Below are 12,932 nucleotides of genomic sequence, written 5' to 3' on the forward strand. Positions count from 1 at the left end.
ATCATGCTCCTTGATACATCAATCATGTCACCCTGGGGGTAACGGTTCCCGAACGGATGTGAACAATGCCTTTATTTGTTCTGACCTCAAGGCGCCCCTGGTCATCCACCCCCAGAACAATGGCGGGACCATCAAAAATTTTGGTATGTTCCAGCACGACCGGTTCATTTTTCCATGCCAGAGCGGTATTCACTTCCCGAACGACGGCGGCCGGGTCTGCTGTCAACGCAGAGAACCGATCCAAAATGTTTTTCAGAAAACACCGCCATATGTCAAAAAGGGATAAGTTTACATCAGAAATGTTCAAACATCCAGCCGGAAGATGAAAAAAATTCTCCATCACACTGTTTTCAGGGGCGTTCCGGATATTCATACCGATCCCGGCCATGAAAACACCCTGTTTTTCTTCAATCAATATTCCCCCGGCCTTGCGGTCATTGACCAGGATATCATTGGGCCATTTGATGCAGGCCGGAATATCGATGTCTGCCAGTGCCCGGATCAGGGGCAGGGCCGTGGCCATGGACAGCAGCGGGCCTAAGTTTTCAGCCGTATCCGGCAGCCGCAGGGTGACGGCCAGGCTGCCGGGTTCGGACACCCAGACCCGGCCCTGCCGTCCCCTGGCCCGGGTCTGGGCATGGGCCAGAATCCAGGCATATTCGGGAAACCGGTTCCGGTTGTGCAGGTGCCATGCCAGATTCATGGTTGACTCACATACCGGAACGACAAATCCTGAACAGCCGCAGCAATGGGCCGGCATCAGACCGGGGATACCCAAATCCATCATTGACCTGTCAGGGCGGTACAAAAAACCGTCACCATATCATTTTTTCTTCTGATGGTCTTTTCCCAATGACCGTTCCTTTTTGTCTGACTCAATGCGTGGAAAATATTATATATATCACATTCCTGATTTTCAGTCCAAATCCTGTTTCATGTCAATAAAAAAAACAGGGTGCTTTTTCATTTCAACTTTGATAATTTTTTCCTTCCGATGGGGGTCTCTGGTAAATTTAATTGACAATTTCAATTGTTTCCGTAAAATAACCGAATCGACCGCTAACAGGAGAAACCAAATGAACATTTTAACCTTGCTGGGCAGTGCCCGGAAAAAAGGAAATACCGCCACCGCTTTAGGGTGGGTGGAAGATGCCCTCACGGGCATGGGCCATGATGTCACCCGGGTGTATCTTCACGGCAGACATTTGAACGGGTGTATGGGCTGCAACCAGTGCAAACAGGTACTTGATGCCCCGGGATGTGTCCAGCAAGACGATGTCCCGGAAATTCTGGCGCAAATGGTGGCTGCGGATCTGATCCTCTACGCGTCTCCCTTGTATTTCTGGGGAGCGAGCGCCCAGCTCAAAGCGGTCATAGACCGGACCTACAGCCTGTATACTCGGTACCATGAAACCGACCACGCCTCGTTGCTGGAAGGACGCCGTCAGGCTGTTTTAATGACGGGTGCCGGCGGATGGGACAACAATGCGGAAGGGGCCTTCACCGCGTTCAAACGGATGCAGAAACCCCACAAAACCCATTATGCCGGTGAATGGTTTATCGGTAACTGCACCACACCTTCGGCGATGACCCCGGCCATTAAAAACAAGGCCCTGGACTTTGCCCGGCAGATCAGTGTGTGACCATGGAAAACAAAACCAGTATGCAGATCATGATGCGGCTGCGCCAGATTATTCAGGAAATGTCGAGGCATTCCAAACAGCTGCAGGAAAAATACAAAATCACGCTGCCCCAGCTGATCTGCCTCAATGAAATTGCGGATCACGGACCCATTGCCATCGGCGCGTTGACCCAGATCGTTTTCATCAACAATTCCACGGTCACGGGCATCATCGACCGTCTGGAGCGCCGGAACCTGGTCCACCGGGTAAGAATCAGCAAGGACCGGCGCCAGGTGCATGTGGAAATCACCCAGGCCGGCAGAAATTTTCTCGAAAATGCGCCGACCCCCATCCATCACCGGTTTATGGAAAAACTGGAAAAAATGAATTCCCAGGATGTATCCCTGCTCATGTGGGGGCTTGAACTGTTAGTAGATATGCTGGCCCAGACCGATCCGGCCTCCCCCTCACCGACTCCGCCGTTACATCTCATTGAAGCAGATGATGACATGTCCGTTCCCAACGGAAACATCTGACCGAAAATATTTTTACCCCCATTGACTTGACAATGCCCTTTCATCAATGGTATTTATTTGTTTGTATATTTTGAACAGAAAATATTTTACTGCGTAAATACCAAAATGAAACCTTCGCAACCTTACAGCACCCGGTGTTCTGCCGGTATACCCGGCTGCAGGAGCGGTTTCATGCCCGGCCCAACCCATTCGGTCGGAATTTATTAACATAATCTTAACGACGGGAGAAAAAAGATGAAAGATTTTTCATTTGTTTTACCGCAAGTCGATAAAGCCGATCAGGGAAAAGAAAAAATTATCGTCACCTACAAAGGGGAAACCCGAGAACTGCTCACCCATGATTACGGGGAAATTTATAAAATACCCGGTCTGTATGAAAACCTGTTCTACGACACACTGGCCTGCCAGTCACCCCAGGTCGTGTGCGGGCTTTTGGAAAAAGCCATGAACGGCAATGCTTCTAATTCACAAGACCGGGTGGCCCTGGATGTCGGAGCCGGCAACGGCATGGTGGGAGAAGAACTGGCAAAAATCGGTTTTAACACCATCATTGGTGTGGATATTATTGAAGAGGCGGTCGAGGCCACATTACGGGATCGCCCCGGCATTTATGATGAGTATTTTATTGAAGACCTCACGGATCTGCCTGAAAAAGTGGAACAAAAAATCCTTGAAAAAGATCCCAACTGCATGTCCATCGTGGCGGCCTTGGGGTTTGACGACATTCCACCGGAAGCGTTTGCCAGTGCATATAACCTGATTTCCGAAGACGGGTGGATCGCCTTTAACATCAAAGATGAATTTCTTCAGGACAATCACCCGTCCGGTTTTTCAAAACTCATCGATGAAATGGTGGCCTCCGATATCATGGAAATTGTTGAAAAAGAAAGATATCAGCATCGGCTGTGCCTGGACGGCACCCCGTTGAACTATTATGCGGTGGTGGGAAGGAAACAGGAACCTGTTTCCGATACCTTCATTGCGCAATATCAATAGCAGATCGATCATCAGCAACCAGATCGTACTGAATACCGTCCTAAAACCCAAAAAAAAAGGGAGAAAACCTTTATGTTACAAGATGTGACCACGTTTCAACCCCGGTTGAAAGTCTTTAATAAAAAACAGGCCATGGCTATTCATGATGCGGCCTTGAAAATACTGGCCACCACGGGATTCCGCATGGAACATGACGGGGTTCTGGAGATGCTTCTGGATCATGGCTGTACTCTGGACAAGGACAACCGGGTGATCATGCCCGAAGCGCTGGTGGACAACGCCGTCATGTCCGCCCCTAAAAAATTCGATATATATGATCAGACCGGCAACCTGGCCATGCCCCTGGAAGGGGAAAACTTTTTCTTCGGCACCGGGTCTGACACGATTTTTACCATAGACCTGGAAACCGGTGAAAGGCGGCGCCCCGTGCTCGCCGATACGGGCAACTTCGCCCGGCTGGTGGATGCGCTGCCCAACATGGATTTTTCCATGTCCATGGGAAACCCGGAAGATGTGGAAATCGAGGAAATCTATGTGCGGGTGTTTGAAGAAATGGTGCGTAACAGCAATAAACCCATCTGTTTTATCGCAGACAGCGGCACAGATATCCGGCAGATTCACGACATTGCCTGTGCCGTGGTGGGCGGTGAAGAAATCCTGCGCAAAAAACCGTTTCTGTTCAACTATTCCGAAGCCATCAGCCCGCTGCTTTATCCTGAAAACGTCATGGAAAAACTGGTATTCTGTGCGGAAAAAGAGATCCCCATCTGCCTGCCTTCAGGTTGCAATGCCGGTGGCGGGGGACCGGTGACCCTGGCCGGGGCCATGGCCCAGGGCATTGCGGAAAATCTGGTGGGTCTGGTGATCCATCAGCTCACCAATCCGGGCGCCCCGTTTCTGTTCGCCCCCAATGTGTCCGTGCTGGACATGAAACACACGGTTGTCTCTTATGGATGCACGGAATGGAGCCTGACCCAGTCGGCATTCGCCGACATGAGAGATGAACTCTACCAGATTCCCATCTGGTCCTTTGCCGGATCCACGGATTCCAAAGTGATCGATGCCCAGGCCGGGGCCGAAGGCATGCTGTCCATTATCACATCCCTGCTCTCCCGGTGCAACGTGATCCACGATGTGGGATATATCGAATCCGGACACACCTCCAGCCTGGAAATGCTGACCCTGTCCGATGAACTGGTGGCCATGGCCAAATTTTTTGCCGAAGGGATCCCCGTGAACGAGCAGACCCTGGCCCTGGATGTGATCGACCGGGTGGCAAATGGTCCGGACAATGCGATATTTTTAAGCGATCCCCACACCTTTGCCAATTTTCGGACGGCCCATCTTATGCCCGAACTCATGAACCGGTCCCGGTTTGACTCCTGGGAAAAAGACGGGAAAACCGATCTGTTCTCCCGGTCCAATGAAAAGGCAAAAGCACTGCTGGCCTCCCACGAGGTCAAGAAAACACCAGTGGCCGAAGAAGCACTGGCCGCCCTGTAGCGGTTATTGGTTTCAAGCCGTTCATTTATTTTATACGCGACACAGCACAGACCGGATGGATACGACCTGTTTTATCCATCCGGTCTGCGCTGTTTTTCAGGTCCTGCTTCGGCGGGATTGAAAAATTTCATGGCCGCTCCCATCAGACTGATGACCACGGGCAGCAGATAATCGGATATGATGCCCGGCTCACCATGTTTATCCAATGGGCCGGGCACCATGACGATGTGGCTCAACGGGTATTTCTTTAAATTGGCCAGGCGGGCATCTTTGGCAAATCCCTGCTGGGTGATGACCACCATTCTTGCATAACGGGAACCAAATGTGGCCAGTTCATCCAACGCCGCATCAAAGCCCATCTCACTGGTGGCGTCAATGATGATCAGACAATCGTTGTCTGTGTCATACTCCGGTCTGAGTACGGGCAGATACCACTGATCATCCACATAAAACGGCAGGACCGCTTCCGGCGAAAACAGCATGGGTGTCCGGGATAAAAACGCATCCACAGATGCCCCGCCCAGATACCTTGTTTCCCATACCCGAACCTGTTTTTCCCCATGAATTTTAACCATGGGGTCCCGGGGTGCCAGTTTTCGATATTTTTCCTGCACCTGACAATCCACCAAAACCAGATGGGAATACGCGGAAACCCCGAAAGGATCGCTTTCCACGCCCCAGGATCGGGCTGCGGCAAATGCAATTTTCCAGGCAATGCAGTTACCCCGCATCCCCGTTAGAAACAATTGCTTCTTGTAGCTCAGATTTTCATGAAGGGTTTGCTGAATGCTGCGATGCAGGGCGCTGTCCGCCAGCAGGGTCTGAATAACCGGCAACAGCGTCTTGAAATGTGAAATAAACCGGGTGGCACGGCCGGGGAACTTATATGACATGATTTTTGCAAAAAACAGGGATAACGCCACATAGGTCTGCTCATACCGGCAAAACAGATCCGGGTGTTTTAAATAAAATGCCTGTAAAAGCACTTTCTGATCTTTTTTTTCGGAGATCACGGTGTTTTCCGGGCCGATCCATACCATGTTTTTATGCGGACGGGCAAACACGGCAGACACCCTCTCCGCGGCCGGTGTCTGAGACGCCACCACCACCATCAGACTGTCTCCCAACGTGACCCCTCTGAGTTTTTCGGCAAATTCCACCTGAACGGGAATTCCCAGAAACGGTTCCCACAATCTGGCCAGATTCATGCATCCGGCTTCCGCCTGCTTGTCCATGGGAACAAAAATCAATACCCCGTCTTCGGCCAGGTTTGTGAAAATCAGGTCTGCCAGCCCGGCCAGCACCTTGTTTTCAGGCCGGTCTTCAGGCAAAGAGAACATCCCTGAAAATGCGTCGGGTTCATTCAGAATACGTCCGAGTGCCAGCAGATCCTGATAAAACCTTTTTTCAACGGGATCTGATGCCAGCGTCAGCCAGCACAGGGACCCGGACCGGGGTACCACCGGATACATCCCAAAACCCAGATTGTCCTGTTTTTGATCCATATCATCCAGAATATCTGAATAGGACCGGTCTTTGCCGTTCCGGGTCCGGCCGGCGGTCACGGATTTGGCCATGTTCCGGGGCATTTCATTGGCCCGTCTGCCATGGGTCTGGCCAAAATAAAATCCCAGCAGAAACAGAACCGACAGATCCACAAAAGGTTGAAAATGATCCGGCAGCTTGGGCACCAGGATCACCTGCTGGGCAAACCGCTGAATCTCTTCCAGTTCCCGGTTCAGGTAGGTGATGGCAAAAAATGTCCGGCCGGTTTCATGCAGGGCCGCCATGAACCGGACCGCCTCATCCAGGCGGTGACGGCTGGTGGCCAGTACCAGAACGAACTCGTCTTCAGCCACAGGAAAGTTTAAAAACAGCTCCTGTTCCGAATAATCCACGGCATTTCCCAAAGAGGTCCAGGCATTAAGTTCCAGGTTCAATGCGCCGATTCTCGCAGCCCCCACATCGTGGTAGGCATCCACAACATAGTGCAGCACCGAGTTTCCGGAAGCAGCGGCAATCTCTTTGCAGAAACGGGTCACATCCGGATTTTTAAAAAGATCGTCCAGGTGGGCCGGAACCGGAAGGATCTCTTTGACCCGTTCACCCACGACATCCCGGGTGCCGGGCGTGGCAAGGCAGATGGACAGACAAAACAGATCCAGGGTCAGCAGCATGCACAGCGCACTTTTCAAGGGGGCCACGGTCACCTCTTCACCGCTGTATACCGGGATGACACCGGCACTTTTCCTCACCACCAGGGCCATGTCTGAAAACGGTTTTTCCGTGATGCCCACCATGAGAATATGGTGCTTGAGCAACACCCCGGCAAAATCGATCATATCCGAGGTGGTACCGGACCAGGAAACCATGACGACCAGGTCCCTGTCCGGGTTGATGGCAGTTCTGACATCAGCGAAATCCTGGGGAGCGGCCACCAGCAGATTGACTGTGGGGAAAAACGGCTCCATGGTTTTTTCAGCGATTTCCGCCACCATATAGCTGAATCCCGTGCCCACCAGAATGATCCGGTTCAAATTTGTCAGACCGCTGCCGAAGCGTCTTTCCAGCAGGCGCTGCCGGATATCGAACCGGGGCAGACATTGTTTAGTATCTGCGTATCGGTTCACAATATCCCCCATCAGGCCGGGAATTTCGTCCAGGTGCTCTTCATAAAACGTTTTGCCGAAATCTTTTTGAAACGATACCGGCGTAATCCAGGTTTGTTCGGGCCGGATGTCGGACCGGATCCTGCCGGAAAAATCTTGAATCTGCAGATGCCGTATTACCGCATCTTTACCGGCGGTTGTCTGAATCCGGGCAAAAATTTCAGGCTGGTCCAGCACATAGACATCCACCAGAAACGGTTTGAGCAGTTCTTTTTTGGCTTGTCTGAACCAGACATTTTCCGGCCGGGAATCAATACTTGAAAAATCGGATTCCACGATCATGGATTTTTTTGAATATGTTTTCATCAGCTTGAACAGCTTCACCCGGGTGGATCGGATCAGGGTCTGGGGAAACAGTCCCAAAGCGGCGTTGATATCCGATACCACCATGAAATCGGATGTGTCCCGGCGCTTGACAATATACACGGGCCGATGGTGGGCCGCCACAAACAGCCGGTCCGGTGACACCCGGCTGATGCCGGATACGGCAAACTGCCCGCCGGACTGGGTCATGGCCTGCACGGCTTTGATGAACGCCATTTCATCGATGTCATGGATGGTTTTGTTGCTCAGGGTCTTGAAAATGGTATAATCGATGGACTGACTGCAGATGGACAATTCCTCCAGTCCCAGTCGATGCTGGTCTTCAATGGTCCTGTACCGCTGATTTTCATGCCAGGCCGTTTCAAAATAATGCCCCCAGAGCATGGCAAACAATTCCGTGGAATTTTCCGTACGCAGCCCGATATTTGCCACCCGGGTGACATACTGGTGGATCCGGGACTCCACGTCTGAATCAAACTGCCCGTTGAGCACCACAGCACGAACCTTCTGACGGTCCATGAAGGGGTGGGCGTTGCGCACGGAAATGGCCGACTGAAGGGCCCAGCGGCCCTGGCCGATCACCGGCTGAACCATGGACAAAAGCAGCAGCGGATGGGTCGGGCCGGGGACATGGCCCGCAGGCAGATATGCACCGGCCGGGGCTGCCTGGGCCCGGTGCATGTAGATCTTTGTCTGGTAATGGGCCAGAACGGCCGTGACAGCCAGGCCATAAACATTGCAGGTGCGCTCGATCCGGTAAAGAATCTGCCAGTGCCGCACGGGACGATCCGTCTGGGCCTTCCAGAAGGTTTCAAAAATCAATTGAATATTTTCTGCCGCCTCCGGTGTCAGGCCGTTGAGAACCCAGGCATCCAGGTATCTGAATAGATGGGCAATGCCGTCTGTTGTATAGTCGGCAGGCAGAGTGATCCGGACTTTGCGAAGAAAATGCCAGACATATTTTCTGGCAAAAGGATTTTTCTGTCCCTGTTTGCTGACCACCCGCCGGGGACGGACCGGTGCCTCATCATAGGCATACCGGTTAAAGATAATCTGAAATTCATGAAACAGATCAGCCGGATCTACAGCCAGAGCACCTGATTTTTCCGCAGCATCCACCTGAACGGCCAGTTCGTTTCGGATCAGTTTTTCCACCACGGCCACGGGCAGGTCATACGTTTGGATCAGATAGTCCATCGCCGCTTTGAGCGCCTTGGGGGAATCAACGGCAAAGATTTTTCTGATCCGGGGGTCTCCACAGGTGCCCGGCATCACCTGGACCGGATTCTGCAAGTTTGTCATCTGAGACCAGGTGGGAAACGATGCGGCTTCATGGAAAGAAAACCCTTCATGGGCCAGCAGCCGTTTCTGGAACCGGGCGATGTAGCCGGCCTGGCTGTCCATATCATCTGCCATGAATGCCCCGGCCTGCAGATCGGTTTCCTCAAACACGGGATCCAGCATAAGCCGGTCGATCAGGTTTTCCACCGACCCCAGAGCCCGCCGTATTTTCAAAGGTTCCAGGTCACTGCCGACCAGTCCGATGCCCGTGCTGTCCGGCGCCCGGTAGATAATGGCCCACATCCCGGTCAAAATACGGGTCAACCGGTTCTGGGCATTGCCGTAATAGACCACAATACCGCACATATTCGCTTTCCTCCGGAATGATTACCCAAGCTGCCCATCTGATTTACCGGACTTTTACACGCCTTTGCATATTTCATCAACCCATCAGTTCTGTTTGGGTACCAGAACATTGAATTTTTTCCGGATAGCTGCATCGATATCATCCGGAATGTAGGCGGTTTTGTTGGCCAGCAGTTTTCTGGCAATGCCCAGGGCCCGCTGGCGGGCATCCATGGCACCTTCCTTTTTCCATCGATCCCGGTTTTTCCGGTCCGTCACGCCGTTGCCGTAGAAATATTCTTTGCGCATATGGGACATGGTGTGGGGCGCGGTCATGAAATTGCCGGCCGGGCCGATACTGTCTATGACTTCCAGGGCCAGATGTTCTTCATCCACGTCAATGCCGTTCAATACTTTGCAGCAGTTGCCGATGATCTCGTCATCGATGACAAACTGCTCATGGGCAATGGTGAGCATGGATTCCAGCATGCCGGCACTGTGATGGATGTAGTTGGAGCCGCCCATGGATGCCAGCACCGAGGTCAGGGCTTTTTCATACCCGGCCTGGGCATCGGGCACTTTGGCATCGGACAGACCCGAAGAGTTGTAGTTGGGCACCTTGATATGCCGGGACATCTGGTGGATGGCCGCGTTCATCATGCCGCATTCCACGGCCCCGCCGCAATACCCCATGGTGGCCAGATTGGCCATGCCCGGAATCCCGCCGTAAAGCAACGGTGCTCCGGGACTGGTCATCTGGCAGAGGGTAATACCGGCCAGTTCTTCGGCATGCAGCTGGGCCAGGGTACCGGCCATGGTCAGCGGCGAGGTGGACCCGGCCATGGGGGCGGAAGACAGGGCCACAGGGATTTTGTGCCGCACGGCTTCCTGCATGATTTTGGTGGACTGGGTGCACAGCTTGAGCGGACTGATGGCAAACGAAGTGATCACGGAAATGAGGGGCCGTTGTGCCAGTTTTTCTTTGCTCCCCGCGATCATGGCCGCCATCTCCATGACCTGATGAAGCCCTTGCTCATTGTTCACCCCGGACATGACATGTTTGCCGGATGCAGACAGGCAGGCGTAAAACATATTGATATCATAGTCTTTTTCGTCAATGTCCGTGGGAATGCACGGCCGGACCAGAAAATGGATATGCTTGAGCTGGTCCACCAGCCGGGACACCTTGTACAGGTCATCCAGGGTGGTGGCCCGGACCTCACCCGTGTCCGGATCCAGGATCTTGATGGCGGCCCCGCCCGTGCCCAAGTGCACCCGGTCTTCGGTCAGGTTCAGGTCATATTCCGGATTCTGACCGCAGAGCACCACTTTTTCCGAGGCTTTTTCCACCCAGGTGGTGACAAGATCCTTTGGAAACCGGATCCGTTTTTTGTCCCGGTCCACAGATGCCCCGTTTTGCTCCAGCATTGCCACCGTGTCATCCAGGCCGGATTCATAGGTAATCCCGGTTTTTTCCAAAATGGTCAATGCGGCATGGTGGATGGTTTCAATCTGTTTTTCGGACAATGGCTGGTATTGCCCGCCCTGTAATCCCATTAAATTCATCGTTTTCTCCTCCCGTTTTATACCGTTGCTTTTGTTTTTTGACAGTTACACACTTCCTGTTTTTCGTTATGTCACGGCAGGGCACGGGTGTCAATAAAAGTGTAACAAAAACCATCTTTTTTTATTGTTCTTGTAAAATTTGAATGCTTTTGTTACAAAATTTTTGGATTAAACGTGAAATCCAGCACGAAACCAGATAAATGGCAATGAACCTTTAACCAATGGAAAATCCATGACCCATAAACCCGGCTCTCTGCAAGCCACCATTCATGAAAAATATGACACCCTGACGGCCAAGGGCAAGCGCCTGGCGGATTTTGTTCTCTTAAGCCCGGACAAGGCCGTGTTCATGACCACCCGGCAGCTGGCTGCGGCCGTGAACACCAGTGAAGCCACCGTGGTCCGGTTTGTGCGGCAGCTGGGATTTACAAACTACGCTATTTTCATCAACACGCTGCGGGATCTCATTGACCGGGAACTGACCCTGGTGGAACGGGGAAAAATGAGCCATCTGGTGGCCGGCAGCGAAGATGCGGAACTGGACCGGCTTATCAACCAGGATATCCGCAGCATCCGGGCCATGCACAAAAATATCGATCCGGCCGTGGTACAAGCGGTCAGAGACGCTTTGAAATCCGGGCCGGCCGTATATGTCATGGGGTCCCGGCTGTCCTATTCCTCAGCCCACTACATGGGCTGGACCCTGTCAAAGCTCCGGCCCGGTGTCTGCATCCTCAACGGCAGTGACCGAACTTCCATGGACCAGCTGATTTTCGCGCCGCGGGAATCCGTGGTGGTGATCATTGCCACCTCCCGGTACCCCAACGAACTGGTTCGCCTGGGCAAAATTCCCCGGCGCCAGGGTTTTCGCCAGATTCTGATCACAGACAGTGCCTCCTGCCCCCTGGTCCAGTTCAGTGACCATGTCCTGATCACCCCCCAGAAAAGCATCCCGTTTCTGGGCACTCCCGTGTCCATGATCAGCCTGATCCATTACCTGCTCCACACCCTGGCATCGGATATGGGAGAGGCCCTTAAACAGCATCAGGAAAAACTGGATCAGGCGTATCTGGAAAACGATATCTGGTTCAACTGAACAAAAAAAGCCGGCTCACGTACCCCTTTAATCAACGAACACCCGAACCCCTGGGACCTGTTCCAGCCCCAGGATGTGATGAGCCGACATCGAGGTGCCAAACCGCCCCGTCATGGATAATGATCCTTAACGGGAAAATTATCGGTACTGTCATAAAATATGGTTGCCCGCATATCCGCGATTGGTGGCCATTTCAGTACTATTACAAACCAAAAGTATCAGAAATGCAAAATTTTGCATTTCCGACACTCCTCAAATGATACATACCGGTATCTCGCACAGACAAAGGAATTCACTGAAAATGAACAATCTAACATGCCCGACATATTCACCTGCGAATCTGTACCTGAGCCATCTGCCAATAGAGACTGCATCGCCAAATTTTGCTGCCGGCACAGAAAAGCATAGTCCATCATTTTCACTTCCACGGTCCAGGTCTTTCACTGTATAGACCTCATGAAATGAACCCGGACTTTTAGAAGAGCGTTTTATCGATTGTTGCCCACAAAATTAAAACAGTCTGATTAGCTGTTTGCAACAAATCGATAAAATGTAAGAACTGAATGTCAGATATGTGCCGAAGCGGCTATGGGGATTGTATGGCTTTCCTTTGGATAGGTTGTTGTCCGGGTATTCATTTCAACAGTAAAAAAATATGATCTCTCAAGACCATATTGAGTTCCTTACCAGGTCTTTTTTTCAGTATTTCTGACAAAAATCTCCTTTTGACATACGGGTCCGATATCGTCTGTGCAGCGATTTCATCTTTAACATCAATTTCAGATTGAGTCATGTAGAATCGAGAAGCTGATTCGGCAGTTCCTTGATAATCGTCATTCTCCCCTTTTTACAATTGGGGCAGCATAACAGATCCTGGCCTGTCAGTCTTTGCATCATCTCCAGATAAGTCTCTTCTACTTTCTGCGGCAAATTGGCATCAGGATCAATCAATTGTCGGATTATTTTAACGGCCAGTTTTTTATTCCGATGTGAT

8 protein-coding genes, 1 pseudogene and 1 other annotated feature are annotated in these 12,932 nt (G+C 51.9%); of the genes and pseudogenes, 5 read left to right on the top strand and 4 right to left on the bottom strand.

Annotated elements, in window-relative coordinates; translation table 11 throughout:
- Nucleotides 1–22: 22 nt before the first annotated feature.
- Nucleotides 23–787 (bottom strand): biotin--[acetyl-CoA-carboxylase] ligase, encoded by a 765-nt coding sequence (locus DPO_RS22770; RefSeq protein WP_083912136.1) that lies wholly within the window; start codon nt 785–787, stop codon nt 23–25.
- Nucleotides 788–1,076: 289 nt separating this feature from the next.
- On the opposite strand from DPO_RS22770, the gene DPO_RS22775 reads away from it, so the two are divergent.
- The 4 genes from DPO_RS22775 (at nt 1,077) to DPO_RS22790 (ending at nt 4,657) form a co-directional block, all read left to right on the top strand.
- A complete protein-coding gene (locus tag DPO_RS22775; protein WP_006968741.1) occupies nt 1,077–1,643 on the top strand; it encodes a flavodoxin family protein in 567 nt (188 codons plus the stop codon).
- A 2-nt stretch (nt 1,644–1,645) separates the two neighbouring features.
- Nucleotides 1,646–2,158 (top strand): MarR family winged helix-turn-helix transcriptional regulator, encoded by a 513-nt coding sequence (locus tag DPO_RS22780; protein WP_006968742.1) that lies wholly within the window; start codon nt 1,646–1,648, stop codon nt 2,156–2,158.
- A 234-nt stretch (nt 2,159–2,392) separates the two neighbouring features.
- Nucleotides 2,393–3,154 (top strand): class I SAM-dependent DNA methyltransferase, encoded by a 762-nt coding sequence (locus DPO_RS22785; RefSeq protein WP_006968743.1) that lies wholly within the window; start codon nt 2,393–2,395, stop codon nt 3,152–3,154.
- A 3-nt stretch (nt 3,155–3,157) separates the two neighbouring features.
- Nucleotides 3,158–4,657: a trimethylamine methyltransferase family protein gene (locus tag DPO_RS22790; protein ID WP_083912137.1), complete on the top strand. Its 1,500-nt coding sequence runs from the start codon at nt 3,158–3,160 to the stop codon at nt 4,655–4,657.
- A gap of 71 nt (nt 4,658–4,728) precedes the next feature.
- On the opposite strand, the gene DPO_RS22795 is transcribed toward DPO_RS22790, so the two are convergent.
- Nucleotides 4,729–9,297, bottom strand: a complete 4,569-nt coding sequence (locus tag DPO_RS22795) for an SIS domain-containing protein (protein ID WP_006968745.1) — start codon at nt 9,295–9,297, stop codon at nt 4,729–4,731.
- 84 nt (nt 9,298–9,381) lie between these two features.
- Nucleotides 9,382–10,842, bottom strand: coding sequence for a trimethylamine methyltransferase family protein (locus tag DPO_RS22800; protein WP_006968746.1), 1,461 nt, complete (start codon nt 10,840–10,842; stop codon nt 9,382–9,384).
- Between the two features lie 232 nt (nt 10,843–11,074).
- Between DPO_RS22800 and DPO_RS26810 the strand changes: the two are divergent.
- Nucleotides 11,075–11,794 (top strand): annotated as a pseudogene (locus DPO_RS26810) (MurR/RpiR family transcriptional regulator); the annotation flags it as partial.
- A gap of 107 nt (nt 11,795–11,901) precedes the next feature.
- Nucleotides 11,902–12,081: a sequence feature (23S ribosomal RNA rRNA prediction is too short), on the bottom strand.
- Between the two features lie 646 nt (nt 12,082–12,727).
- Here the strand turns inward: DPO_RS26810 and DPO_RS26330 are convergent.
- Nucleotides 12,728–12,932 (bottom strand): hypothetical protein (locus DPO_RS26330; protein WP_040012275.1); only part of this gene is annotated, 205 nt, incomplete at its 5' end.

Source organism: Desulfotignum phosphitoxidans DSM 13687, assembly GCF_000350545.1.
In the GTDB taxonomy this organism is placed as follows: Bacteria; Desulfobacterota; Desulfobacteria; order Desulfobacterales; family Desulfobacteraceae; genus Desulfotignum; species Desulfotignum phosphitoxidans.

Coding starts and splice junctions, on each gene's coding strand:
- DPO_RS22775 (WP_006968741.1), top strand. CDS start 1,077: ATGAACATTTTAACCTTGCTGGGCAGTGCCCGGAAAAAAGGAAATACC.
- DPO_RS22800 (WP_006968746.1), bottom strand. CDS start 10,842: ATGAATTTAATGGGATTACAGGGCGGGCAATACCAGCCATTGTCCGAA.
- DPO_RS22795 (WP_006968745.1), bottom strand. CDS start 9,297: ATGTGCGGTATTGTGGTCTATTACGGCAATGCCCAGAACCGGTTGACC.
- DPO_RS22770 (WP_083912136.1), bottom strand. CDS start 787: ATGATGGATTTGGGTATCCCCGGTCTGATGCCGGCCCATTGCTGCGGC.
- DPO_RS22785 (WP_006968743.1), top strand. CDS start 2,393: ATGAAAGATTTTTCATTTGTTTTACCGCAAGTCGATAAAGCCGATCAG.
- DPO_RS22780 (WP_006968742.1), top strand. CDS start 1,646: ATGGAAAACAAAACCAGTATGCAGATCATGATGCGGCTGCGCCAGATT.